Source organism: Micromonospora sp. NPDC050397 (assembly GCF_044901685.1).
Classification (GTDB): Bacteria; Actinomycetota; Actinomycetes; order Mycobacteriales; family Micromonosporaceae; genus Micromonospora_G.
Genome location: NZ_JBJDPS010000006.1, coordinates 178387 through 203446, shown reverse-complemented (window position 1 = coordinate 203446; position 25060 = coordinate 178387). Strand labels below are relative to the sequence as shown.

Below are 25060 nucleotides of genomic sequence, written 5' to 3'. Positions count from 1 at the left end.
GCCTACCGCCCCTCGCCGTGCGGATCCTGCAACGGAGCGCGCAGGTGCTCCTCGATCTCCTTGAGCCCGGGGCCGGTGAGCATCGTCTGGTGGTCACCGGGCACGACTTCGACGCCGACGCACATCCTGGCCAGGTCCTGCCAGTCGGCGAGGTCCTCCATCTGGCGGGCAGCTGTCTCGGCGGACAGGATCAACAGGAGGTTCTGCACTGATCCCTCCGGCCGCCAGGCGGTCAGCGCGGCGTGGTTGCGCACGATGATGTCCAGCCGCTGTTGGGCGAGCGCGTGCTCCGGCTCTGGACCGGTCAGGCCGAGCTGTTCGGCCAGCACCTGAGCCCGCGCCAGCGGCGGCAGGTTCCTGGTCGTGTCGACGGCGGTCACCAGCGTCGCGTGGTCGAGGTGAGGGGCGAGTCTGCTCACCTGCGCTACCAGCGCGGCGGCGTCACCAGTGCGGTCGAACGGCACGACGGGGTCCAACAGCGTCAGCCGTGTGCTCTGGCCATCCTGCTCCAGCCGGCGGGCGATCTCGTAGGCGATCACGGCTCCGAACGACCATCCGGTCAGCCGGTATGGGCCGGCCGGTTGCACCGAGCGGATCCGGTCGAGGTATGCCGCCGCCAGCATGGGGATGTCGGGGGCGTTGTCGTCGCGGTCGTACGGCAGGCCGTAGCAGCTCTGCTCCGGCGCCAGCGCGCGGGCAAGCGGGGCGTACCAGTCGACGGAGCCGCCGACCGGGTGTACCAGCCAGTGCGGTTGGGCGGCGGCCTCGTGCCACCGGTCGGTCAGCGGTACGGCTCGGGCGGTGTGTTCGAGGGAGGCGACGAAACGGTCGGCGACGGATTCGATGGCGTCGGCCCACACGCCCTCGTCGTAGCTGAACCGTGCCTGAAGCGTTCCTCGATCGACCGCGAAGGTGACGTGCAGCGGCGTGGGCAGGACGTTGCCCGGACTGATGGCCTGGCTCGTATCGAGCGGGGAGGAACGCAGCGCGGCACGCCCGTCGACGGTTGCCGTCTGCCCGAGGTAGTTGACGGTGACTTTCGGCAGGTCGAGCTTGCTGACCAGCGTGCCCAAGGAGCTGTCGGGTTCGAGGTAGCGGGCCCGCCCGAACGTGGCCCCGCCCACGGGCACGTGCGCCAGCTGTTGGCCGAACGCGGCGGCCCAGTCGAGCAGACCGTCGCCCTGCGGCGGCGACAGCAGGATCGGGTACAGGTTGGTGAGCCAGCCGACGACGCCATCGGCTGGGGGATCGCCGTCTCGACCGTGCCCTTCGACGAAGGTGTACAGACCCGGCCGATCTGATAGCGGCGCGAGCGCTCGGGCGAGCGCGGCGAGCAGGATCGGCTCGGTGGTAGAGGAGTACAGGCGCGGCACGTCGCGAAGGAGGTGACGGGTCGCGTGCGGGGTCAGCCTCCGGGCGGTGTGCCGCAGATGTCCTACCGGTGCGGGTTCGGCGAGCCGACCGGTTTCGAAGGTGGGCTTGGGCTGGTCGAGCAGGCCCCGCCAGTAGCCGAGTTCCGTGTCGCTGGGCGCACCCGGCGGGGACAGCTCGGGGAGACCCGGTGCGGGCTGGTCGGGCAGCGGTTCGCCGAGGGCCAGCCGCCGGCACGCCGATTCGATGTCCTCGCCGAGGATGGCCCAGGACACCGCGTCGATGATCAGGTGGTGGGCTACCAGGTACAACCATCGCTGCGGGATGCCCGGCCTGCTGAACACCACGATCCGGAACAGCGGACCGTCCTCGATATTGAGGGACCGTTGCAGCTCGTTGAGTTCTTGCGGGAGGACTTGTTCGGCGGGACCGGACAGCACCCGCTGTTCGATCCGTACCGGGTTGTCTTCGAGGAACGCCAGCCAGGTGTGGCCGTCGCGGCGGAACCGGGTGCGGAAGGCGTCGTGGCGTGCGATGGTCCAGACCAGAGCCTCCAGCAGCGTCGGCTGCGGGGTGTCCGGAGCGATCTGGTAGAGCCTGGCCTGGTTGAAATGGTGCGGGTTGGCGAACCGCTGGGCGAAAAACCAGCCTTGGATCGGGGTGAGGGCGATCCCCGTTCCCGGCGGTCGGCGTACCGCCGTCGCGCCCCCCGCAGTGCTGACCATTAGCGCTGCCATGGCTTCGACGGTGCGGGCCTGGAGCACCTGAGCGGCGGTGAGGTGCATGCCGTGCGTGCGGGCCCGGTTGGCCAGACGGATGGCCTGAAGTGAGTCGCCGCCGAGGGCGAAGAAGTCGTCGCCGGGGCTCGCCGAGGTACCGAGCACGTCCCGCACGAGGGTGATCAGCCGGTCTTCCCGTTCGGTGGCTGTCCGCCCGGGTGGTGCCGTCTCGGCGTGCTCGTGGGGTGCGGGGAGCCGGCTCGGATCGACCTTTCCGGTCGAGGTCCGCGGAAGCTCGGGCAGCACGGTGTAGGAGGCGGGCATCATGTAGCTCGGCAGCCGGTCGTTGACCCAGCCGCGCAGCTGTGTCACCAGGTGGTCGGCCGGCTGGTCGGAGGCGATGTAGGCCAGCAGCCGGCCGGGCCCGTCGCTGGGCTGCTGGAGGAGGACGAACGCGTCGTCAACCTGCGGGTGTCGGGTGAGGCAGCGGCGTACCTCCCCGAGTTCGATGCGATACCCGCGGAGCTTGACCTGTTCGTCCAGGCGACCAAGAATCTCGAACTCGCCGCGCTGGTTCAGCCGGGCCCGGTCCCCGGTACGGTACAGCCGCGTCCCGGCGAGCAGCCCGCCCTCGGTGATCACGAACCGATCCAGCGTCGGGCCGGGGCGCTGGTGGTACCCGGCGGCCACTCCAGCGCCGCCGATGTGTAGCTCGCCAGCGGCGCCGATGGGTGCGAGCCTGCGCTGCGGGTCGAGCACGAACATGCTCGCGTTCGCGACCGGGCGCCCGACGCTGACTCGGCTGACGGTCGACTGCGTCTGCGGGTCATACAGACGTGCCGCGGAGCTGAAGACGGTGGTTTCGGTGGGTCCGTACTCGTTGAGCAGGACTGCATGTGGCAGGTGGGTGGCGTGCCCGATTACCAGATCCCGCGGGCAGGGCTCGCCGCCGACCGCGACGAGACGCAGCGACCTCCCCCACCCAACGGGGCCGCCGACGAGGTGCCGGTAGAACGAGGGCACCACGTTGAGGTGGGTGACCGCGTGCTGCTCGACCAGGTGCCGGAGCGCGTCGGGGTCGCGGGTGTCGTCCTCGGCCGGCGGGAACACCACCGTGCCGCCGAGCGTGAGGGTCCAGAAGATTACCGAGGTGGCCACGTCGAAGATCGGTGGCAGGGTAACCAGGGTGCGCGGTGCCGCAGCGCCGACTAACGCCGCGCGGGCCTGGATCGCGGCGGCGGCGTTGCCATGGGTGGCCAGGACCGCTTTCGGGGTGCCAGTCGAGCCGGAGGTGTAGACGAGGTACGCCGCCGAGACGGACTCGACCTGCGGCCGGACGGGTGCCGAGACGTGTCCGACGTCCGGCCGGTCAACCACGATGAGAGGCACGTCGAGCCGCCGTAGACCGGCGGCCGTGGCCGCCGTGCAGACCAGCGCGACGGGTTGGGCGTCGGCGACGAGCAGGTCCACGCGGGCGGGCGGCTGTTGATCGTCAAGGCACAGGTACACCCCGCCTCGGCGCAGGACGGCCAGGCACGCGGCGACCAACTCCGGCGATCTCGGTACGGCGATCGCCACGATCGCCCCCACGCCCACCCCATGTTGGACGAGCTGTTGCTCCAGGTGCGCGGAGAGCTGGTCGAGGCCCTGGTATGTGACCTGCCGGTCGCCCTGCACCACCGCCGTGGCGTCGGGCTGTCGGGCGATACTCGCGTCGGCCCCGCCGTGCAGCGTGGGGTGCACCACCGCGACCTGCGGGCCGGTCCCGGCGCGCAGAATGGTGGCGGTCTGATCGGCGCCGAGCAGGTCCAGCGCGTCAATCCGCTGATTCCAGCCCTCGATCAACACGTCGAGAACGTGGCTGAAGTTCGTCAGCAGGGCCTGCCCGGTGGCCCGATCGAACAGATCCTCGTCGTATTCCCACAGCACCTGCACCCCGTCGTGCGACAGGTCGGACCCGGCCACGGGCGGATGCGGCACACACACAACATTGAGATCATTCTTTGCCGACCCGTTGTGCTCGATGACGAGTTCACCGCGCAGGTCGCCGACCTCGAACCGGGGTCGAGGGCTGTCGTGGAAGGCGAACATCAGCGAGAACAGCGGATTGCGGGATGCATCCCGCGGCAGCCCCAGCCGCCGGACGATCTCGACCAGCGGGAACTCCTGGCGGTCCTGCGCCTGCAAGATCGTCTGCATCGTGTCCGCGACCACCTGCGACACGGTCCGGTCCCCAGCGATGGACAGCCGCAGCGGCAGCGCGTTGACGAACATGCCCATCATCGGTGCCGTGTTCGGCAGGCGCCGGTTGGACAGCGCCGAGCCGACAACCACGTCGTCCTCGCCGGTGTGCCGCCACACGAGGGACGCGAATGCGGTCAAGAACACCGCGAACCGGCTAACCCGATTCGACGCGCAGAGGGCATCCACGCCGGCGACGGTCGCCGCGGGTATCTCGGCACGCAGGCAGCCGCCGCGAAAGGCCCGCCGCTGTGGCCGGGGATGATCCGGTTGGAACGTCACACCCTGAGCCGGGCAGCCATCGAGCGTGCGCTGCCAGAACCGGCCCTGCTCCGCGAAGTCCTCCGTCGTGGCCCACTCCTGGTACCAGCGGGCGTAGTCCCGGTACTGCACGGCCAGCGGCGCAAGGTCGGGCTGCCTGCCCTCGACAACGGCACGGTAGACGTCCCGGATCTCCCGCAGCCACAACACCGCCGACCAGCCGTCGTGCACGAAGTGATGCTCGACCTGTAACAGGCTGAACGACGTCGGCGACAACCGGTACAGGTGCCAGCGCACCAGCGGCAGCGCGCCGACATCGAACCGGCGCCGGGTCTGCCGATCCACCTCGGCAGCCATAGCCGCGGCGCCCAGCGCCTCACCGACGTGCGTCAGGTCGACGACATCGACGCGGACTGGCCACGGCTCGTGGATCACCTGGACCGGCCCGTCCGGGCCGTCGTGGAAGGTCGTGCGCAGGATCTCGTGCCGCGCCACGATGTAGGACAGAGCCGCTTCCAGCGCCGGCACGTCCAACGGGCCGGTCAGCCGCAGGGAGCACTGCGCGTTGTAGGCCAAGCTGCGCGGTGCGAGCTGGTGCAACACCCAGATCTGCTGTTGCTGGGCGCTCAAGAGCGCCGGACCGTGGCATTGCGGCGCGGCGACCAGCGGTGGCCGACTCCCGGGGACCGCGACCTGGATGTGGGCCGCAATCGCCCGAACGGTGGGGTCCTCGAACAGCGCGCTGATCGGCACCTCGACGCCGTACCGGCGCGAGATCACCGCCGCGACCTGGACGAACGCCAGGGAGTTCGCTCCTACCTGCGTCAACGGCGTCAGCACGCCGACTGCGGAACGGCCGAGGATGTCGGCCACCTCGACGGCCAGTACCTCCTCCAACGGGCTCGCCACCTCATCCGCCGAGTCACTGGCCGGCGCGGCCGGCTCCGGCAGGCGCGACTCATCGACCTTCCCGGACGGAGTGCGCGGCAATTCGTCCACCACCACGTACGCCGAGGGTTTCATGTAGGCAGGCAGCCGCTCACTCAGGTAGGCGTCCAGACCGGCGGTGTCCCACCCCGCCCGGTCGCCGCCGCCCGGCTCGGCGACCAGGTACGCCACGAGGACGACTCCGCGTCCAACCGTGGCGGCGCGAACGTACGCCTGGACAACCCCGGGATGGGACATCAAGACCGTTTCGACGTGCCCGGCCTCGACGCGGTTACCACCCACCTTGACCTGCCGATCGATGCGGCCCAGGAACACGCACTCACCGCTGTCGGTCACCTCGACCAGGTCACCGGTTCGGTAGGCCCGCTGCCCGTCGATCTGGACAAACCGCTGCGCGGTCAACTCGGGCTGATGCAGGTAGCCCAGGGCGAGGTTCGAGCCGGTGATGCACAACTCGCCCCGACCGCCCGAGCGGACCGGATTGCCGGCGTCGTCCAGCACGAGGTAACCGGTGTTGATGATCGGCCGACCGAGCGTCAACGGCGCCCGCCGGCCGGTCTGCCCGTCGTACACGTGCGCGTAGCTCGACCACACGCACGCCTCGGTCGGCCCGTACTCGTTGTACAAGGACGCGGAGGGCAGCAACTCGGCATGCCGCTCGATCAGAACCTCACTCCACCGCTCACTGCCGATCATCACCGCAGCCAGCCCGGTCGGCGGAGCAGCGGCGGCGCGCTGCAAGAACGGGGCGTACAGCGACGCCGCGTAGACCAGATGCGTGACGCCTTCGTCTCGCACCAGGGCCAGCGTGGCTCCGACGTCGCGCAGCCGCGAGTCAGCGACCACCAGCGTGCCCCCCGACAGCAACGTCCACCACAGCACCCCGGACGCCAGGTCGAACGCGACGGAGTGCACCAGCGGCACCCGCTCCGGGATCCCGTAGGCCAGCGTCCGTGCCCCGGTCGAGTTCAGCAGCGCACGGTGGCTGACCACGACGCCCTTCGGCCGTCCAGTCGAGCCGGAGGTGTAGATCACGTACGCGGGATCATCCGCACTCGGCGATGCGTCGGCGGGTTCGGAGCTGTCCGTGGAAGCCAGGGTGTCGTAGGTGACGACCAGTGCACCGGAGGTGCCGAGCCGCGCGGCGCGGTCCGGCGTGGTTACCACCACGGCCGGCTGAGCCTGCCGCAGCACATCGAGCAGGTAGTCGTCGGGCATGTCGACGTCGAGCGGCAGATAGGCAGCGCCGGACCGCACCACGCCGAGCACCGTGCAGACGAACTCGACCGACGCCTCCAGCACCACGGCGACCAGCGGCATCGGCCCGGTCATCTCGGCGAGCGGCGTCGTCAGTGCTGCGGCCACCACTCGTGATGCCTCGTCAACCTCGGAGTATGTGGTCGTCCGGCCCTTGTACCGCAGCGCCGGACGATCTGCCTGAGACGTTGCTATCGCCCGCCATGCGCTGCCGAGGTGCCCGCCCAGGTCGATCAGCATGGGATCCTCCCGGTCGTGCTGGTTTCGGCATCGGCGATGCTGCGGGTGACCCGAGCGTGGAGCGTGGGGTTGACCTGTTCCCCGAGGTGCTCCAGGAAGTGCCGTAGGTACTGGACCCGTTCGGCTGGTGGCGTCTCCGGCCGATCAAGGAACATCAGGTCGTGTGGGGTCATGGCCCTGACGGCGTACATCGGTGCGGGCGAGCGCATGACGTGGAGGTTGGGGTTACGGACGCTGGCGACGGTGCTGGACGGATGGAACTCGCCGAGCATGAGACCTCGCCTCACGAACTCCATCCGCAACACCCGGTGCCCGCCGTCGATGAAGCCGGCCGTCGCGGACGGCTGAACGTCGGGAAAGATGGCCAGCAGTGCTCCCGAACGGAAGTCCGTCTGCTCATTGAAGATCTCGCGGAACAGCGCCGGCAGGTGCAGGCCCTTCTCCACGGCCTCGTCCCTGTCCGACCGGTGGGTACGGATCGTCACGAGCCAGATGAGATTGCGGTCCATGGCGTATCTGAGCCTCGTGCACACGTCGCCCGGCCGTTTGATATCGGGATGCGGAGCCGCCACGAACTCGTCGAGCCAACGCAGACAGGAGCGGTACATGGGGTACTGCGGGAATAGCGCCGACGCGTTGTTGATGTCGGTGAGTGACCCGTTCTCGAAGGGATAGCGCTCAACCACGGCATGGGGCACCTGCGCCATGCCGGTTGGTGGGCTTACCATCGTCTTCCTCCATGATCGCTTGGGCGGCACTGCTGGACGGACGAGGAGTGCGGACCGGGCTTGTGTGGCCGCGTGGGTACTGAGGCGGATCACCCAGGGGATCGCTCGATTGGGGTGCCGAGCGTGGGGGCGAGAACCACCGGCGTGCAGGGCTGCTGCCGCCTCGGCGCTACGACGAGGTCTAGGCGCCGGGCTCGGTACCGAACGGCCTCCCGCTGACCAACTCGGAGACGAAGCCGTCGGGGCCGACCGGCTTGTCCCCGACGATCGTCACGCGGTGCAGCGTTCGCCTCGTCCCCGGCTCCAGGTCCGTTGCCGCGATGTGAGCCGTCGACCGGTTGTCCCACATCGCCACCGACCCCTCCTCCCAGCGGAAGCGGACCGTGTACTCCGGCCTCGTGATCTGCGCGAACAGCAGGTCGAGGATGTGCCCGCTTTCGGCGGGCGACAGCCCGAGGATTCTGCCCGTGCGCGACGGATTGACGAAGAGCGCCCGCTCGCCGGTTTCAGGATGGACCCGAACCACCGGGTGGACGGCGACCAGCGGGTCGCCGTCGATCATGTCGATGATTTCCCGATCGATCGGGTCGTGAGCGACCATTCGGTAGCCGGCGAAGAAACTGTGCTCGGCCCGCAGGGAGTCGACGAAGGCACGCAGCGGCACCGACAGCCCTTCGTAGGCCGCGACCAGGTTCGTCCACTGAGTGTCCCCACCCGCCGACGGGGCCACCTCCGCGCGCAGAATCGAGGCGGCCGGAGGGTTGACGGCATGTGTCATGTCCGAATGCCAGCCCGTGATCGTCGTTGCCCACCGCGTCCGGTAGTGAGCCTCGTAGTCCCGGCCGTACCGCTCCTCGTCGACCTGGGGCGAAATCGTCAGGATCTGCGGATAGCTATCCAACGCAGCGTTGCTTTGGGTGCGGGAACGCCGCGTGAGCTGCCCAAACCGCTGACCCAAGTCGACGTGCTGGGCATGAGTCAGCCTCTGGTCTCGGAAGAACAGCACCTTGTGGGCCAACATTGCCTTGCGGAGCTTCACCACCGTGGCGTCATCCAGTGGGCCGGCCAGGTCCACCCCGGTTACCTCAGCACCGATGTGGCCGGCGACCCGGCGGACATCGAGCGGCTTCGGGTTGGGACTTTCGCTCGTGGTCGTAGGCATCGAGTCGAACTCCTTCCTAATCCGAGTAGCACGGACGACTCGCCTTCCGCGACGGACAGTGGGCGGAGGCTGGCCAATCTCGATCCATCGGGATGCGGTCAGCACAACCTGTCGCCACCGATGTCGGCCAGACCCAGCCGGTGGCTGCGACATTCCGGTGACAGTCGATCTCGTTCAAGCTCCGCCAGCGGTCTCGGGATTCACGAGCCGGCGCGGGCAGTGATCCAGTAGAGGGTCCAGTTGGACAGTGGCCTGCCGCCGCGGGGGTACAGGGGGCGTAGCGAGTGAGCAAAGGGCCGACGGTCGCGGCCAGCACCGGGCGGCCCATAGGCACGCTCCGGCCGGGGCGACCCTGGGAGCTGGAGTAGCAGGTACGGCGGGACTTTGGCTGGGGTTGCAGATCGCCTGCTAGAAGTGCGGAAACCTGCTGGTGCATCTCGGCTGCCGTGGGAGCCCTCGCGCAACGTGATCGGTCTGTTGTCACTCGAATGTCGCCGGTTGACGACACCTATTCACGACATGCCGCCTCGTGAACTTAACTACCCCGAAGCGATCACTACGACATGGAGTTATCCGGCCTCAGCCTCGAATTGACGCCCTCCGGACGGGAGCCTGCCAACCCGTTCGCACAAGAGATGCGGGAGCGAACGACGGTGCGAACATCCGCAGGTGTCCGAAGCGCGATCACGCGCGACCCCACTGGCCGCGGGCAGTCGCGCCGATCAAAGGAACCCAACAACCATGACGCCTGCCACTAATACGTCTACCCAGCGGCGCGCTCAGGCCGGGTGGCCCCATCAGAATTGCGGCGCCTAGTGGACATAGCAGCCCCGTCCGCTACGTATCGTGGTGCAGCGGATCAAATCGTGCTTGCACAGGAAGTGTTAGACAAGCATGTGACGTCGAGTGCGACGGGACGGTGCATTGCGTGTGATGTCCCGGGTCCCTGTATCCGGCGAGAAACCGCTTCCGCTGTTTTTCAGCACTCGACTTTTCTGCCGCGCCGTCGGCCAGGCCGAACGCGACCAGACCTGATCGCCGCTGAGGCGAGCGCCGCGCCGTGGTTCGCGTGGAGCACATGATGCCCAGCCTTGAGGTGCCGAGGGCCGGCGAGGTGCTCCTGGTCCGCCGGGAGGCGTCGGTTCAGTTCGTGCAGCCGCTGCTGTTCCGGATGATCCGCGCGCTGGACTGGCCGACCTACGACGGCTGGGCCTGGCTGGACGGGTACGTCCTGAACAAGGAACTGCTCGCGGTCGAGCGTCGCTCGATCTTCGTGCAGCCGGGAGGACTCCGGCGCGTAGCCCTCACACCGCAACAGACCCTCGCCCGCAAACGACGCGGATGAGTAGGAAACGGCCCATCAGGGCCTGTTCGAGAGATCACCGAGATGAAGAGTAGGGGAGGACGGCTGTGAGCACGACCGAGACCGACGGGGTGCCGTACGCGTTGGACAACGACGAGGTGACGGCAGGCTCGGTGCTGGACTACCTGGCCAAGATCTGGGATCCCTTCACCCAGACCCGTCTCCGGGCCGCCGGCCTCACGAAAGGGACGACGGCCTGGGTAGCGGCGGCGGGCAAGGGAACCATCGCGCACTGGCTCGCCGCGCAGGGAGCATGGGTTACCGCCACCGATGTGAACCCCAAGCACATCGATCCGCACGCGCAGATTTCGATCCTGACGCGAAACGACGAGCTGGAGCCAGCTCCGCGTCCGGGCTTCGGCCTCATCCACGCTCGATGTGCGCTGGCGCACTGGCCGACCCGCGAGGCCGTGGTCAAGAAGATGGAACAGGCACTCATTCCGGGCGGCGCACTGGTGATCGAGGACTGGGGCGACTGGTCCGGGTGGGTGCTGACCTCACCGGTTCCTGACGCGGCCGGCATCTACGCCCGGTACCAGGCCGCGCTCCTGGAGGTGTTCCGGGCTGCTGGCAACGACCCCACATGGGCCGGGCGAACGGCCGACGCGATGACCACCGCTGGGCTGGAAGACGTCAGCGTTGCGACCAGGGCCGAGTCGTGGCGAGGTGGAACGGCTGGCTGCATGCTGCCCGTCGCGGTGGCACGCGAGTTGCGGGACAAGCTGCTCGCGGTCGGCGCCACGGCCGAGGATCTGGACGCGCTGCCCGACGTCATGACCAACCGGGGCACGCTCCTGCTCGGCAACATGAGCTTCTCCACCATCGGCTACCGCCCGGAACTGTAGTTGTAGGCGTGCCCGCACCCGGGCAGCGGCGATCCTCTGGACCGCATTGCCACCTGTACCCGACCAGAACTGACTGACTCGACTCGCTAGGCGCGCGATCCGCAACCGGTCGTGTGCGGACCCTACGCGCCCTGGTCGCGGTCAATAAGCCCGAAAGGACCGATTCAACGTGATGAGACAAGCTCGTCGACGTGTGCTGGCGGCGTTCGCCACCATCGTGGTGCTGGCCAGCACTGGATGCAGCAGCGACGACGCGACCGGTGTGATCCGCGGCGGGGTCAAGGGGGGCGAGCCGGTCACGGTCGCCTACCTGCCCGGGTTCGGCATCATCGGGCAGGACGCCTACATGTACGTGGCCCAGGAGAAGGGCTACTTCGCCGAGGCCGGTCTGAAGGTCGAGATCCGGCCGGGCCAGGGCACCGAGAACAACCTCTCGGTACTCGTGTCGGGCAAGGCGACCTTCGCGACCGTAGACATGTCCGGGGCGCTCATGGCTTACGCCAAGGAGTCCGGGTTCCGGGCCGTCGCCGCGGTCTACCAGCGGTCCGTCTCCTCCATCACCACGCTGGAAGGGAGGGGCATCACCCGCCCGCAAGACCTCGAAGGTCGGCGGATCGGCTACCAGCCCGGCGGTGTGAACTACACCCTGTTCGATGCGTACGCCAAGGCTGTGGGCATCGACGCGAAGAAGGTCAGATGGCAGCAGACATCGCCGGATCAGCTCCGGCCCCTGCTCGGCGCGGGCAAATTCGATGCGGTCACCGAGACGGTGATCGGCACCCCCGGTGTCGAGGCATTCGGTGCTGGCCGCAAGGCCGTCGTTCTGCCCTACAGCGATGTGCTGTCCGACCTGTACGGGAACGTCATCGTCGCGAGCACCAAGACCGTTGACACCAACCCGGACCTGGTACGCCGGTTCCGGCAGGCCGCCGTCAAAGGGCTGATGTACGCCATCGACCACCCCGACGAGGCCGGCGCCATCTTCCACCGCCACCAGCCCGCGTACCCGGCAGCGACCGCAGCCGCCGAAACCCGCCTGATGATCTCCTACGTGAGGGCCAACGGGCCGGACATGGTCGGGGCGTTCGACCCATCCCGAGTCGCCCGTGGGATCGCCCTGCTGCAAGGCGTCGGCAAGGTGGCACCGGGCATTACCCCCGAGCAGATCGTGGCGTTCGACCTGAACAGCCCAGTAGCCACCCCGAAGTGACCGGCAGTAGCCGCGTCCTGCGGCCACCGCCGGCCTGATACCACCTGCCGCCGCCTACTTCCCCCGTTGTGGGCGGCGGCAGGTGCCCACCCGCATCCACCGCACCCGGGCTCGCGCTTCCTCAGCCGGCCACCATCCGTCACCACCCTCTTGCTCGCACGGAAAGGACGGTCCGCACCGTGACCAGCCCCAGCACTCCCCTGGCTCAAGCCGGCGACGTAGTGCGGATCGCCGCCGCCGACTATTTCGACGGCACCACCCCGGTGACCGTCCGCATCGCCCAGATCGGTCCTGACCTCGACAAAATCACGAGGTTGGAGTGGATCCACGTCCTTGTCACCGACCCGGAGCGGCCCGAGGCGACTCCCGGGCAGCCGGACCCCGGACGCCGTCGACTCATCGTCCGCGCGGCGGCTCTGCGTCAGCCGCAGATCCACCTAATCCCAAAGGCCGCCCTCCCTCCGGAATCGGCCAGGCGCGGCCTCGTGTCTGCATCACGCATTCCGTCGCCTCGTAGACCTGCCGACCCGACCGTGGGCAGTGGAACGGCAACCCAGCTCATTCCTTCGCAGAGTGGGCAGGTACGGCCATGATCCAGTCTCGGTTCAGGCCAACCCCGACGAGTCCAAGCCGGTTCCCTGAGGCCCAGGGACCGTCCCATCGTGGGCCAAACACGCGCAGCTACTCCGTTCGACGGCTGCCAGCGCCACCGCCGGCTGCCATCGAATCGCCGGACACCACGACCCGCCTTTCGGGCCACCTCCCCATGGCGAAGCCGATTGGCGCACACCGTGCCCCCATGCACGAGGCCCCGCAGTCGCGCCCCCCGGCCGAAACCGACCCCAGCAAGGAACCGACCCGCGTCATGACCAGGACCAGCAAGACCGACTCCCGTCCCCTCCGCCTTCGGAGAACAGCGCGGGCCGTACCTCCGACGGCGGGCCCCTTCGCCTGGTGGAGAGCCGAAGTTCCCCTGATCGAGAGGGCAGCCCAGGTCGTATTCATCACCGCAGCCGTGGTCCTCGTCCTAGCGCTGGCGCTGGCGCTGATCGATTAGTAGCGCGCGCTGAGACGAAAGATTTCGAGCATTGACGAGAGGGACCATGAGAATCTTCACGACAAGGGTTGTCGGAATACGCCGAGTCGAGGCGGCGGACATTGAGGCAATAGTCGAAACGTTGGTGGAGGCCTCGGCGGATAGTTCGGAGTACGCGTATCTGATTCCAGACCGCGACCTTCGCATGCCGGCCTTGAAGAGTTTTTATACCAACCTGATCGAAGATGCCGTACTGCCCGGCCGCGGAAGCGTTTGGTGCACCGTGGACCACGGTGGCGCGGCTGTCTGGCACTGGTCGACGGCATCGCCGCTACGTGCATTCAAGGACGATCCCTGTGCCTCGCTGTACCCCGGGTTTAAGGGCCGCGCAACCGTTTTGGAACTCCTGTTGCAGAACCGCGAACCGCAGTCCCGACACGTCGTCCTTACACACTTGGGAGTCGCGCCACAGGCGCAAGGCAAAGGGCGCGGATCGACCTTGCTGCGCGACCGCCTCAAAATTCTGGACGTAGCGCAAATGCCATCGTACCTGGTCGCCACCAATTTCCGAAGCCGTGCGCTCTACCTCCGTTTCGGATACGTGGATCACGGTGTGCCTATCGAGCTGCCAACCGGCGCATCGCTCTACCCAATGTGGCGAGACTTCCGCCCCGCACAGGCGACCTGACCCGAGACGGCCAACTGGTACGGACAACTCAACGGGATGGCCGGTTTCGTGCGGCCGGCACCCTCGTCGCCCGGCCACCCCACAGACCCATCCCATGACCAGCGCTCGATGCCCCGGCCGCAGCCGCGCCAGACCCGGAACCCACGTCGAAATCGGCTCTGGTCGCCCGGTGACCACGCGAAAGGAGTAGTAGAAATGCGATCCCGCTGGGCAGTGGTTTCCTGCGTGGCCTACGACGACGAGGATTTCGACCTCGAAGAGTGGCGCGCGGACCCGGTAATCCGTGCCATCGCGGCTGTCCTCTTTCCTGAACCGACGACACCTGTCCCACCGCCTCGAAAGCCAGCCGAGGAGATACGCGCGGACGCCGAACAGCGCATGCAGGTACTGGCTGAGCAGGGCATCGTCACACCTGACGTTCGAGTCCGGGACGAATGCGCCATACAGCGGGAGGATCACGCGCTCGTTGACAACCGCCTCGGCCGGGCTCGCAGACACCTACCGCAGGGACGCACTCGGCTGCTGGCCGACCAGTGCAGGAGACCACCGTCGTAACCAGACGGCAGGCGGGGTCACCACAGCGCTCCGAAGACAACCCAGCACCACACCGTGCCGGGCCGTGCACACAACCCCGAACCAACCGAGAAAGGGCTCGATGAAACTCCTCACCAAACGGTCGACCATCGTCGTGACGGTCGCGCTCGCCGGCATCCTCGCCGGCGCAGCCACCCCAGCCGCCGCGATAGTCGGCGGGCGGCCCGCCACCCAGCCGTACGACGGCATGGCCTCCGCTCAGATCTTCTTTCCCGGTCAGGGCACCGCGCTGTGCGGCGCCGGCCTGATCCACCCGCAGTGGGTGCTGACCGCCGCGCACTGCGTCAGCGACCAGCTCGCCGCGCCCACGCCGATCGGCGTGCCCGGCAGCAACGTCACCCTGCGCATCGGCAGCGTCGACCGCACCACCGGCGGCCAGGTCGTTACGGGCAAGAAGGTCTATCTGTACCCCGAGTGGGTGTGGGGCGCGAACTGGCCCGCCGGGGCGGTCTCCGACTTCGCCCTGGTCGAGCTCGACCAGCCCGTACGGGCAGCACTCCTGCCGCTCGCCCTCCGGCAGGCACCCAAGGGAGATGTCGTCCGGGCGATCGGGTGGGGTCTCACCGAGTTCCCGCCCGCACCGGGCGTGACGCCTCCCGCGATCCTACAAGAGCTTGACACCCGCCGACTGACCGCCACGGCCTGTGAAGGCGGATTCGCCGGAATCGGCGATATATGTGTCGGCGGCGGACCCTGCTTCGGCGACTCTGGCAGCCCGCTGCTCAAGGTTTCCGGCTTCAGTACCGGTGCGCGACCGTCCTGGGCATCGGTCGGCGTCGCCAGCCGGGAGACCAGTCAGACGGACCCGTGTGGCGCGCCGACTGTCTACACCGACCCCACCCACGTGCCGTTCCGTAACTGGATCTACACCACGATTCTCACCCGGCAGACACAGCCGTGCACCTGCCCACCGGCAGGGGCCATGGACAACACCAACAGAGAACTCCTGAACCTGCTCAAGGTCGACTTCCAGTAGCACCAGCATGACGGGACCCGGTCCGGCCACGCGCCTACAGACGCTGAGCTGAGGGACGCAGACCGGACCGGGTTCCTCGATGGGTATGTGCCACGCCAAGCCGCGATCCATGGGGGCAGGACGAGCGGACTCGCGGCCACGCTGTGGTGCCCCAGCCGCCGTCAGTAGCGATGCGGACCAGAACTTCAAGGGAGTCCTACCCGCCCATGGCCGAGTATCTGCGCATCAGAGCGCGACGCCTCCAGACACCCATCGCGCAGTTCATCGATCCAAGTAACCTGCGCCGTGTAACGCTCGTGGGCACCGCCCCCATCGGGGAAGCCCGCTATTACGCCGCTCTGCTGGCGGACATCGCCAAACTCCATCAGGAGGGCGCGGTCGTGCACCGAGAGGGCAACGGCGTTCGGGCGCACCCGACTGACGCCGCCGCGACTCCTGCCGAGCAAGAAGTCCTCGATCAACTGGATGCTGTCCGTGTTCTGGTCGGCAGACGAGCAGCAGAGTGCGGGTGGATTCGAGAGAGCGACGGCCTTCCCGACGATTCGTGGCAAAACCACGATCTCAGCGAGCTTGAAATCCTACGACTCATGGGAATCGACGACGTACGTGACCGCGCTCGTGTCACGCACCGACGACTGGACTGGCCGGACGGGCACTATTTACCCGCCGTGAAATTTCGCAGGGAAACCGTCACCGCCTTCAGGGCCGCCGCGAGTAACCGTGCGACGATTCAGCGGGAGATCGCCAACACGTTGCATCCCGTCATTGATCACCGGCGAAATGACACAGCGCTGGTACATCTCTACGGCACCGAGCGCGACGTCGTTCTCGTCTGGGGCACTCGCCACCTGCTTCCTATCGCGACGGACCTCTGTGCCCGCGGGTACATGCGCGTAGATATCACTTGGCAAACCGTCGGCCGGCTGCCCGGTCTCGCATTTGAGGTAGCGAGAATCCTCAACGACCTGGTGCTCCCTCGTCTCAAGCTCGCCACCAGAGTCGCCCGGTGGCGACGCCTCCAAGGGCGGTGAGAGATGCGTGAGCGGTCCGGGCCAGCAGCGCCGCGACTGTCCCTCTGTCGGCAACTCCGCGCGGCGCGAGAGGCTACGGGACACACACAGGCGGCCGTCGGTGACCTGTTGGGCTGGGCCACGTCGAAGATCATGCGGATCGAGGGCGGACAGGTCGGAGTATCGAAGACCGACTTGCGCGCGATGCTGGACCTCTACGACGTTCAGGACGAGGAAGCGCGCAGCCAGCTCGAAGAAAACGCGCGACTGGTCCGACGCCAGCCGTGGGGAGCGTTTCGCGATGTGCTCACGGCTCAAGATCAGACGTATCTGAGCTGGGAAAGCTCGGCGACGCGGTTGCGGCACTACGAGCCGTTGCTCATACCGGAGCTACTACGTACCGAGACGTACGCCCGGACAGTCATCGAGACATTCGCGGCGAGAACACCGCCCCAGCTGCTGCGACGCAAATGGGAAGTCCTGTTGGCCCGCCAGGCAATCATCGACCGCGACAACCCACCCATCATTCACATCGTGCTGGACGAGGCGGCCTTGCGTCGGCCGATCCGCGGCGCCGACGACGTAACCGCCATGAGCGACCAGATGACCCGACTGCGTGACCTCGCTCGCCGGGACACGATCTCCTTCCACGTCCTGCCGTTGAGCATGGGGCTGTTCCCTGGTCTGGACGAGTCGGTCACGCTGCTCGACCTGCCCGGTGGCGAAAGCGTCGCCTACCTGCCGCGCCGTACCCGCGCGACCGTGACCGCCGCACACCAGGTCTCCCACTACGACCGGATCCTCACCGACCTGGCCGCAGCAGCATTACCCCTTTCCTTCACCCGGCATATCGAGGAGTGAGACCATGCACCTGACCCTGTTGACCTTGAACCTGCAACACCGGTCAATGAAGGAGGGACGGTGGCCGGGACTCGCCAGCGTCATACGCGCGCAGCAGCCGGACCTGGTGCTCTTGCAGGAAGCCGACTGGCTCACCAACCCCGATCATGTTCGTACGGCCGAGGATGACCTGGGCATGACGATCGTCGGGGCACCATCGCGAAACCTGCCGGTGGGGGTGGCCTGGCGCTGCGACAAGCTGACCCTGGTGGAGGTTGATACCGCCCACTCGGCGCAGCTCCACCACGGCTACAGCGCCCCCCGCTTCGATGTCCCCGGGTTGACCGACCGCCTCCCAGTGCCGCTGGTCGTGATCAGCACCCATCTCATCCCCTACTCCGCGCAGCAGGCGGCACAGGAAGCGCAAACGGTCGCCACCCGGCTCTACCGCTACGGCGGGCTCGGCGTGGTTGGTGGAGATATCAACCACCTGCCGCTCGGCGACGAGGAACCAGACTGGGAGACGATCCAGCCCTACAACCGCGCCGCGCGGTGCCACCGCCGCCGGCACGACGCCGAGCCCTGGCGCGGCAACCGGATCGTCGGCGAGACCCTGCGGGACGCCGGCCTCGTTGACGCCTGCGCACACATCGCCGATCAGCGGAAGAATCCCTCACTGCGACGGCCGACCGGGAAGGCTGGCGGGGTACGTGTCGACCAGTTCTGGGCTACCGCCAGCGTGGCACCCGCCATCGACGACTACGTGTGGGTGAACAACCCGCACGGCGATCACCACGGCGTACTCACCCGACTCGACCTGACGCGCATCGATCGCGGCATCCTGCGCGACTACACCTGACGCCCCAGCACCTGCTGGACGCCGTCGCGGCAATCCCAATGGTTGGCAGTGCCCGGTCCGGCTTGTGACGAGCACCGTCTCGCCGTCTCCCCGCCGCAATGCCCGGGCTGTCTCTGGTTACCCACCACTCCTCTGGCTATAGGACTCATACGACATATGACAACCGATTCCGTCACGATCTCCTCGGGTATAGCCGGCACGGCCCTGCCCGTGGTTGAGGCAGTGCTGTTCGATATCGATGACACGTTGGTTTCCAGCGATGCCATGTGGTACGCCCTGGACGTGGTGTGCCGGTTCACCGCAGGCAAGCACGACATCGCCGTCCCAGCCGCGCTCGCCGCCGCGTACCGTCGCACCTACTATGCCGCGTGGAGTGACTACTCCGGGGTGCTCGCCCCCCTCGGCTCCGTCCACGCCATCCGCCAGTACATGTGGACGCACGCCCTGGCCGCCGTCGGCATCTCGCCGACCGACGCCGAGCTGGATCAGCTGGTCAAAGCCCTCCTTGCTCACCAACTCACGATGATCCGCCCCGACCCGCACCTACCCGGACTCCTGCGAGCCCTGGCGGACAGGTATCCCCTCGCGGTGGTCAGCAACGCGGCCGGAGTTCATGCCGAAGCCAGGTTGGCGAAGGCCGGACTCCTCGACCTCTTCGACGCCGTCATCTGCGGTCTCGACGACCAGGTGCTCAAGCCGGACCCTGAGGCTTTCGCTCGCTGCTGCCGAGAACTCGGGGTGGACCCGGGCAGTTGCCTCTACGTCGGCGACGACTGGACCAACGACATCGTCGGTGCCAGACGAGCAGGGCTACATCCCATCTGGGTGCCACGTCACCCACAGCCGCTTCCACCCGGGCAGCTATCGACGCCCGCCTACCCCAACGTCAATGCGGCCGTACGAGCCATCCTCCGTCCCCTGGGCTCTCGACCCCTCAGTAGACCCTCGCCCTTGAGGGACATAGGGCCCCGCCCGCCCGCCGATGCCACCTAAACGACACCCCGCGGCTGTCAACAAGGTCATGGCACGGCCCACCGCCGCACTACGCCACGGCGCCTGGCTCAGCCTCGCGCACAACGCCACAGGTGACCTCGACCTCGCGGTCAGCACAGCCCGCGTGGCTCTCGGCCGTCTACCCGCCGTCAGCTCCGTACTACTAAGCCGACTTCACGACGAACTCGCCCCGCCGCACCGCGCTCACCAACGGTCCGCGACATCCTCCGCGAACTTCGTGAGTTGCCGCGGACATCACCCGCACGTTAACAACTTGGAAAGGTCGCGCATGCCTCCTGCCCGCGGCATCACCGGTGCACACTCACCGGGCCCCATCGTGCTCGCATTCGCCCGCTGCTTGACATCGCGCAAGAAGCACGCCGCACATTTCCTTGGCCAAGCGGATGTCCGCAGGCGGATCGCCCATGCGTGACATGGGCAGGCTATCTCGCGTCGCGAAAGGGGTCCTGTGACCGCCGCCGATCCGATGTTCGACCGTGTGCCGGAGCGCTACTACACCCACAACGAGCACCGAGGCGAAACCCTGCACCGGTCCGCCGCAGAAGCCATCCAACGCGACGTGATCGCCCTCGACGTCAACGAAGGCGCCCGCGTGCTGGAGATTGGCACTGGCACGGGTTACTCCGGCGCGTTGCTCGCCGCGCGAGCCGGCTCCACCGCCATCGCGGCGTCACCACGATCACCTGCCACGCCGCCGACGGCATGTCCGGCTACTCACCGCACGCCCCCTACCAGCGGATCGTGGCTTGGTGCACGCCGCCACGGCTACCCCGGGCGTGGGTGGATCAACTCACCCCGGACGGACGGATCGTGGCCTGCCTGCCCATCGCCGCGCAGCCATCCACCACCCTGATCGCATCCATCACCCTGTCCGCGGGACAACCGCGTGTCGAGACGGTCACCTTCGGCGGCTACGCCCAGAGCACCGCCACCGCCGTTCACGACGCCCTGACCATTCCGGGACGCTGGGTGGACCACCACATCGACCAGCCCCAGCCGGCATGGATATCCGTCGGCTGGCGCGACCACGACGATCCGCAACACACCGGCGCCCGCACAGCCCTCAACCTGCTACTCAACCCCGGCCATACCGAGACCTATGAGCGCGCACCCCTGGACTGGCTGTCATGGACGGCCTACTCCCTCATCGCTGGCGGACCACGACGCAGCATCGCCGCCCTGGGCAGTGGAATGCGCGGCATCGGGCACACCACCGTGACCACCGCCGCCGTCATGCTGACCGACGGCACCATCCTCGCCGACACCGCGAACTCCCCGTCCCTGACCGCGCTGCGGACCTGGCTAAGCCAATGGGAGCAGGCGGGACGCCCGGAGGCCGCGTGGTTCGACACGAACCTTGTGCCCAACGACGGGGATGACCTGCCGGGCTGGGACTTGCGGGTCACCGCCGGCACCAGCAAATGACGTCCGGACTCAATCACCGCCATCCGGTCGGATCCGCACTCACCGACACTAGACGTAGATATCGTTCCTAAGCGTGAGCGTGAACGAAGTCTTGGTCTGAACCGGTGCATGTGTTAGCCCTCCGGCGGTTCGGCTGGAGCAACTTTCGCCCCGCTCCGATCACGCATTCACGCCAGCGCGTCTACCGCTCGCGCGACGCGGCGGCCGACAAGCCGCTCGGCCTCGGCCAGCGGGTACCAAGCGGCACCTCGCACCTCCGACTCCTGGATCAGACCCACATCAGAAGACGCTGTCGCAAACGGAAACCCGAAGTCGAGATGGAAGTGTGCAGGTTCCCCTCTATCGGGCCGCGCCGGAACCTGCCCGTATTCGACATAAGCCGGCACCTGCGAGGTCGGGACAATACCGGCGGGATCAACGCCGGTCTCCTCCACGAGCTCCCGCATCGCCGCGCCGATCAGCGTGGCATCAGTCGGCTCGAGGTGTCCTCCAGGCTGGAGCAGTATCCCGTAGGCGAGGTGATCGACAAGTAGTACTTCAGCTCCGCCGCGCACCAAAAGCGCACCGACAGTCACGTGCATGGGCAGATGAGACCGAGAGGCGACGTTCGCTCCTTCGGACAACAGCCGCGTCGGCACCGCCAGCGACGCGGCTTCGTGGGGGTAGAACGTGAGGTAGGCAGACACGGCTCCCAAGATGTCCGAGTTGTCGATCGCCACGACTCGCCTCCGTTCTAGGTTGTCCGCCCGAGCACACTTCTTACCAGGTCGCCTGCTCAGACAAGGTGAGCTGACCTGTGCGCCTGTCGGCTGCTCGCTATCAAGGCGACGGCACCTCCGGCGGCGCGGTGGACGTCGTTGCGATCGCCGATGCGGGCGAATGCCGCGCCAGCCCGTTGATGACCACGTGGATACGGTGTGAACTATTTTCGACCTGTCTCAGGCCGCCTGCCGCGTCAGTGAGGGCCTCCTGTGGGTCGCTGGTGTGATTGGCGATCAGGTTCTGGGTGGCGTGGGCCCAGGCCAGTACGTCGGGCTGCTCAGCGGCGACGGCCAGGTCGGACACCTCGGCGGCGTACGCGCGCGCGATGCGGAAGGCCCGCAGGTCCAGGGCGAGAGCGGCGAGCAGTCCGGACAGGTGTGCGGCGGCCGTGTAGAGCCGAGCCCGTTGCGGTGGGTGTTGCGTGGCGGCCATCAGCTCGTCGACGCAGGCCCTCAGCGGACGCAGACGAGCAACCAGCGTGCTCGGCGCGCAGCGCTCGTTGTCAGTGATCGCCCGCTGGATCTCGTGTTCCAGGTGCGTCAGCCGGGCGTCATCGTCTGCGGTGCCTATCAGGGCCGACCGGCGGGCGGTGATGCATTCCTCGGGCTCCCACAGCACGTCAGGACTGGCCGCCGCGGTGTCGACCGGCGTGGCCTGGGCGCGTTGACGGTGAAGGTCCAGCTCGATGATGCGGTCGTACTCGGCGGTCAGCGTGCCGCCCGTTCGCAGGATCGTGTCGCAGCGGTTCCAGAACGTCCGGTCGGGGTGCTGCCGGCCGGTTTCGATGCTGGCGATGGAGCTGCGGGCGTACCTCACGAGAGGGGCGAGGCCGTGCTGCGTGAGTCCGGCGGCCTTACGCAGGTGCGCGAGGCGACGGCCGAGCGCGCGGCGCGCAGCACTGATCTCGTCGCTGTCGCCCATCGGCCACCACCCCCGGGTTTAACAACTCACGGTGAGCGATCACCATAACGGCTCGCTGTGACAGGTTCCGGGCCGGCAGCCGGTGCATCATGCGGCGAGGTAGCACCATCAGATGTCGCCGAACGCGGTCAAGGTTGCGGGTGTTGGAGTTGGTGTCGGGATGTGCCGACATTGTCGGTGCGTGGCGCTGTGGGCGTGTCGGCTGCCGGGAGTTCTACGGTGCCCGCATGCCCTCCGACCCCCAGGAATTCACCGCTGGTCTCCCGCGCAAGCGGATGGCGGCCGGACTGTTGATCACCGATTCGCGGGATCGGGTTTTGCTGGTCGAGCCGGCGTACAAAACGGATTGGGAGATTCCCGGAGGCAGTGTTGAGGCCGGCGAGTCGCCGTGGCAGGCGGCGGTGCGGGAGTGCCGCGAAGAGCTCGGCGTGGGCCTGACGCCGGGTCGGCTGCTCGTCGTGGACTGGGTGCCGGCCCGTGATGGCCGCACCGACGGTGTGATGCTCGTCTTCGATGGCGGTGTCCTGGACGCGGTTCAGGCGCAGCGGATCGTCGTGCCGCCCGCCGAGTTGAAGGGTTGGGCGTGGTCTGCCCCGCCGCAGACGCGCCAGCGGTTGCAGCCGTTGCTGGCCCGCCGCGTCAGCGAATGCCTCCAGGCGCGTGCCGACGGGTCGACCCGCTACCTCGAAGACGGAGTGCCGGTCTCCTGATCTCGACCTGCCGCATCCCAGCAAGGGGCCGATGCTCGTCGCGGTCGGCCGGCTGCTCACCTGATATTCGTTCGAGGGAGGAGATGTCCTCGTGGCACCTGGAAGCAGGACGATCGAGACGTTGACGGCGGAGGACGCTCGCCGGCAGCTGGTCGACCAGCTGCGCAGTCAGGGTTGGATTACCCGACCGGAGGTGGCGGCGGCGTTCACCGCAGTGCCGCGGCACCTGTTCGCTCCGGCCGGTACCAGCATCGAGAGCGCGTATGCGAATGATGTTGTCGTCACCCGACGCGGCTCGGACGGAAAGGCGACCAGTTCGATCTCCGCGCCGTGGTTGCAGGCGTACATGTTGGAGACGGCCGGGCTGAGGCCCGGCGCCCGGGTTCTTGAAATCGGCTCAGGAGGGTACAACGCCGCGCTGATCGCCGAGGTCGTCGGCCCGGCCGGAACGGTCGTCAGCGTCGACATCGACGTGCAGGTCGTCACCCACGCGCAAGCGGCGCTGGCACGGGCCGGCTACCCGCAGGTCAAGGTGGTCCACGCCGATGGCGTCCACGGCCATCCCGCCGACGGGTTGTGGGACGCGGTGCTCGTCACGGTCGAGGCCAGTGACCTCCCACCCGCCTGGACCGACCAGCTCTCCCCAGCCGGCAGGCTGGTGGTGCCTTTGCGGATGCGCGGCAACACCCGCTGCCTCACCCTGCAGTCCGCAGGTGACCACCTGGCCGCGACAGCGTCCGTGCAGTGCGGCTTCGTCGCGATGCAAGGCCACGGCCGGAACCCGGCCCGCCAGGTGCCGCTGCGCGGCGACGACGCCGTTCTCACCCTGGACGACGACACCACCACCACCAACGCCGAGTCCCTCCGCGCTGCCCTTGACGGGCCACGGGTTGAGCTGGCTTCCCCGGTGACCCTGGACATGAGCATGGGCACCTGCCTCGAGAGCCTGCACCTGTGGCTGGCCAGTCAACCTCGCCCGTACGGCGTACTCAGAGTCGACCGGGACCGCACCGCCGGCCTGCTGGATCCACAGGACCGCTTCTTCTGCCCCACCCTGCTGACCACTGACAGCCTCGCCTACCTGACCATGAGCCGCCACGCCACGACGACGTGGCAGCTCGGCGGGCACGGCTTCGGTCCACACGCCGCCAGACTGACCAGCGATCTGATGGAACTGACAGTCGCCTGGGATCAGCAGTACCGGGCCGGCGCCGGCGCGGACATCACCGTGCACCCGGCCGGCACGCGCCTGCCCGACACTGAACGGTTGCGGCTGCTCGTGCCCCGCCGCCACACGCTGACCGCGATCACCTGGCCGGAGACAAACCGATGAGCAACACAGAGTTGCCGATCCTGATCTGCGTTCGGGGGAACTCCGGCTCCGGTAAGAGCACCATTGCCCGTGAGTTGCGGTATCGGCACGGCCGCGGCTGCGCCCTCGTTGACCAAGATCATATGAGGCGGATCCTTCTCAGGGAACGTGACAAGCCAGGTGGTCTCGCGCCCACGCTCATCGCGCAGAACGTCCGCTTCTGCCTCGACCACGGCTACCACGTGATCCTCGAAGGGATCATGCACACCGCCCGGTATCGGAGCATGCTCACCGAGCTGCGCGACCCGCACCGCGGGCGAACGCTCTTCGTCTACCTCGACGTGTCGCTGCCAGAAACCCTGCGGCGCCACGAAACGCGTCCCATGGCGGCGGAGGTATCGCCGGAAAACCTGCGCAGCTGGTACACCCCGCATGACGTCCTCGGCTGGCCCGACGAACTCGTCCTCCCTGAAACCACCCTGGAGCAAGCGATCGAGCGCATCGCCACCACCGCCGGCCTGCCGATGACCGGCCGCAACGACGACCTGCTCCCGGCCGTCCCATGACC

20 protein-coding genes and 1 pseudogene are annotated in these 25060 nt (G+C 67.7%); 16 read left to right on the top strand and 5 right to left on the bottom strand.

From position 1 onward, the window contains the following. Positions 1–2 precede the first annotated feature (2 nt). The 3 genes from ACI2K4_RS21965 to ACI2K4_RS21955 all read right to left on the bottom strand — a co-directional run bounded on the left by ACI2K4_RS21965 (position 3) and on the right by ACI2K4_RS21955 (position 8927). Entirely contained in the window at positions 3–7037 is a 7035-nt protein-coding gene (locus ACI2K4_RS21965) for an amino acid adenylation domain-containing protein (RefSeq protein WP_404513668.1), read from the bottom strand. Then, positions 7031–7765 (bottom strand): DUF6875 domain-containing protein, encoded by a 735-nt coding sequence (locus ACI2K4_RS21960; RefSeq protein ID WP_404513666.1) that lies wholly within the window; start codon positions 7763–7765, stop codon positions 7031–7033. Before ACI2K4_RS21960 ends, ACI2K4_RS21965 begins: the two co-directional genes overlap by 7 nt. 181 nt (positions 7766–7946) lie before the next feature. Next, positions 7947–8927 carry a TauD/TfdA dioxygenase family protein gene (locus ACI2K4_RS21955; RefSeq protein ID WP_404513664.1) on the bottom strand — a complete coding sequence of 327 codons (981 nt, stop codon included), beginning with the start codon at positions 8925–8927 and terminating at the stop codon, positions 7947–7949. Between the two features lie 1081 nt (positions 8928–10008). On the opposite strand from ACI2K4_RS21955, the gene ACI2K4_RS21950 reads away from it, so the two are divergent. The 13 genes and pseudogenes from ACI2K4_RS21950 (at position 10009) to ACI2K4_RS21890 (ending at position 20787) form a co-directional block, all read left to right on the top strand. Beyond that, complete coding sequence (locus tag ACI2K4_RS21950; RefSeq protein ID WP_404514063.1) at positions 10009–10272, top strand: hypothetical protein; 264 nt, start codon at positions 10009–10011, stop codon at positions 10270–10272. Positions 10273–10337: 65 nt separating this feature from the next. Further along, positions 10338–11135 (top strand): class I SAM-dependent methyltransferase, encoded by a 798-nt coding sequence (locus tag ACI2K4_RS21945; RefSeq protein WP_404513662.1) that lies wholly within the window; start codon positions 10338–10340, stop codon positions 11133–11135. A gap of 172 nt (positions 11136–11307) precedes the next feature. Further along, complete coding sequence (locus tag ACI2K4_RS21940; RefSeq protein WP_404514062.1) at positions 11308–12345, top strand: ABC transporter substrate-binding protein; 1038 nt, start codon at positions 11308–11310, stop codon at positions 12343–12345. A gap of 179 nt (positions 12346–12524) precedes the next feature. Then, positions 12525–12938: a hypothetical protein gene (locus ACI2K4_RS21935; RefSeq protein WP_404513660.1), complete on the top strand. Its 414-nt coding sequence runs from the start codon at positions 12525–12527 to the stop codon at positions 12936–12938. A 510-nt stretch (positions 12939–13448) separates the two neighbouring features. Beyond that, positions 13449–14069, top strand: coding sequence for a GNAT family N-acetyltransferase (locus ACI2K4_RS21930; protein ID WP_404513658.1), 621 nt, complete (start codon positions 13449–13451; stop codon positions 14067–14069). Positions 14070–14294: 225 nt separating this feature from the next. Continuing rightward, the gene (locus ACI2K4_RS21925) at positions 14295–14624 is read left to right on the top strand and encodes a hypothetical protein (RefSeq protein ID WP_404513656.1); all 330 of its coding nucleotides are present in this window, start codon (positions 14295–14297) and stop codon (positions 14622–14624) included. Positions 14625–14724: 100 nt separating this feature from the next. After that, positions 14725–15639, top strand: a complete 915-nt coding sequence (locus ACI2K4_RS21920; protein WP_404513654.1) for a S1 family peptidase — start codon at positions 14725–14727, stop codon at positions 15637–15639. A 206-nt stretch (positions 15640–15845) separates the two neighbouring features. Beyond that, complete coding sequence (locus tag ACI2K4_RS21915) at positions 15846–16670, top strand: hypothetical protein (protein ID WP_404513652.1); 825 nt, start codon at positions 15846–15848, stop codon at positions 16668–16670. Positions 16671–16673: 3 nt separating this feature from the next. Next, positions 16674–17510 carry a helix-turn-helix domain-containing protein gene (locus tag ACI2K4_RS21910; RefSeq protein ID WP_404513650.1) on the top strand — a complete coding sequence of 279 codons (837 nt, stop codon included), beginning with the start codon at positions 16674–16676 and terminating at the stop codon, positions 17508–17510. 4 nt (positions 17511–17514) lie between these two features. Continuing rightward, entirely contained in the window at positions 17515–18348 is an 834-nt protein-coding gene (locus ACI2K4_RS21905) for an endonuclease/exonuclease/phosphatase family protein (RefSeq protein WP_404513648.1), read from the top strand. A gap of 156 nt (positions 18349–18504) precedes the next feature. Continuing rightward, positions 18505–19341, top strand: coding sequence for an HAD family hydrolase (locus ACI2K4_RS21900; protein ID WP_404513646.1), 837 nt, complete (start codon positions 18505–18507; stop codon positions 19339–19341). 487 nt (positions 19342–19828) lie between these two features. Continuing rightward, positions 19829–20133, top strand: a pseudogene (locus ACI2K4_RS21895) (protein-L-isoaspartate(D-aspartate) O-methyltransferase); the annotation flags it as partial. Between the two features lie 9 nt (positions 20134–20142). After that, positions 20143–20787 carry a hypothetical protein gene (locus ACI2K4_RS21890; protein ID WP_404514085.1) on the top strand — a complete coding sequence of 215 codons (645 nt, stop codon included), beginning with the start codon at positions 20143–20145 and terminating at the stop codon, positions 20785–20787. Between the two features lie 167 nt (positions 20788–20954). On the opposite strand, the gene ACI2K4_RS21885 is transcribed toward ACI2K4_RS21890, so the two are convergent. Both ACI2K4_RS21885 and ACI2K4_RS21880 read right to left on the bottom strand, forming a co-directional pair. Beyond that, positions 20955–21506, bottom strand: a complete 552-nt coding sequence (locus tag ACI2K4_RS21885; RefSeq protein ID WP_404513644.1) for an NUDIX hydrolase — start codon at positions 21504–21506, stop codon at positions 20955–20957. Between the two features lie 100 nt (positions 21507–21606). Beyond that, a complete protein-coding gene (locus ACI2K4_RS21880) occupies positions 21607–22470 on the bottom strand; it encodes a helix-turn-helix domain-containing protein (RefSeq protein WP_404513642.1) in 864 nt (287 codons plus the stop codon). Between the two features lie 227 nt (positions 22471–22697). Here ACI2K4_RS21880 and ACI2K4_RS21875 point away from each other — a divergent pair, with 227 nt between their 5' ends. The 3 genes from ACI2K4_RS21875 (at position 22698) to ACI2K4_RS21865 (ending at position 25058) form a co-directional block, all read left to right on the top strand. After that, positions 22698–23180 carry an NUDIX domain-containing protein gene (locus tag ACI2K4_RS21875; protein WP_404513640.1) on the top strand — a complete coding sequence of 161 codons (483 nt, stop codon included), beginning with the start codon at positions 22698–22700 and terminating at the stop codon, positions 23178–23180. Between the two features lie 91 nt (positions 23181–23271). Further along, positions 23272–24513, top strand: a complete 1242-nt coding sequence (fxlM, locus tag ACI2K4_RS21870) for a methyltransferase, FxLD system (RefSeq protein WP_404513638.1) — start codon at positions 23272–23274, stop codon at positions 24511–24513. After that, complete coding sequence (locus ACI2K4_RS21865; protein ID WP_404513636.1) at positions 24510–25058, top strand: kinase; 549 nt, start codon at positions 24510–24512, stop codon at positions 25056–25058. The genes fxlM and ACI2K4_RS21865 overlap by 4 nt, the downstream gene beginning before the upstream one ends. Positions 25059–25060: the final 2 nt, after the last annotated feature.

Excerpts from the sequence above, each read along its gene's own strand:
- ACI2K4_RS21965 (WP_404513668.1), bottom strand. The coding sequence starts at position 7,037 with ATGCTGATCGACCTGGGCGGGCACCTCGGCAGCGCATGGCGGGCGATA.
- ACI2K4_RS21960 (WP_404513666.1), bottom strand. The coding sequence starts at position 7,765 with ATGGTAAGCCCACCAACCGGCATGGCGCAGGTGCCCCATGCCGTGGTT.
- ACI2K4_RS21955 (WP_404513664.1), bottom strand. The coding sequence starts at position 8,927 with ATGCCTACGACCACGAGCGAAAGTCCCAACCCGAAGCCGCTCGATGTC.
- ACI2K4_RS21950 (WP_404514063.1), top strand. The coding sequence starts at position 10,009 with ATGCCCAGCCTTGAGGTGCCGAGGGCCGGCGAGGTGCTCCTGGTCCGC.
- ACI2K4_RS21940 (WP_404514062.1), top strand. The coding sequence starts at position 11,308 with ATGAGACAAGCTCGTCGACGTGTGCTGGCGGCGTTCGCCACCATCGTG.
- ACI2K4_RS21930 (WP_404513658.1), top strand. The coding sequence starts at position 13,449 with ATGAGAATCTTCACGACAAGGGTTGTCGGAATACGCCGAGTCGAGGCG.
- ACI2K4_RS21920 (WP_404513654.1), top strand. The coding sequence starts at position 14,725 with ATGAAACTCCTCACCAAACGGTCGACCATCGTCGTGACGGTCGCGCTC.
- ACI2K4_RS21915 (WP_404513652.1), top strand. The coding sequence starts at position 15,846 with ATGGCCGAGTATCTGCGCATCAGAGCGCGACGCCTCCAGACACCCATC.
- ACI2K4_RS21910 (WP_404513650.1), top strand. The coding sequence starts at position 16,674 with ATGCGTGAGCGGTCCGGGCCAGCAGCGCCGCGACTGTCCCTCTGTCGG.
- ACI2K4_RS21905 (WP_404513648.1), top strand. The coding sequence starts at position 17,515 with ATGCACCTGACCCTGTTGACCTTGAACCTGCAACACCGGTCAATGAAG.
- ACI2K4_RS21900 (WP_404513646.1), top strand. The coding sequence starts at position 18,505 with ATGACAACCGATTCCGTCACGATCTCCTCGGGTATAGCCGGCACGGCC.
- ACI2K4_RS21880 (WP_404513642.1), bottom strand. The coding sequence starts at position 22,470 with ATGGGCGACAGCGACGAGATCAGTGCTGCGCGCCGCGCGCTCGGCCGT.
- ACI2K4_RS21875 (WP_404513640.1), top strand. The coding sequence starts at position 22,698 with ATGCCCTCCGACCCCCAGGAATTCACCGCTGGTCTCCCGCGCAAGCGG.
- ACI2K4_RS21865 (WP_404513636.1), top strand. The coding sequence starts at position 24,510 with ATGAGCAACACAGAGTTGCCGATCCTGATCTGCGTTCGGGGGAACTCC.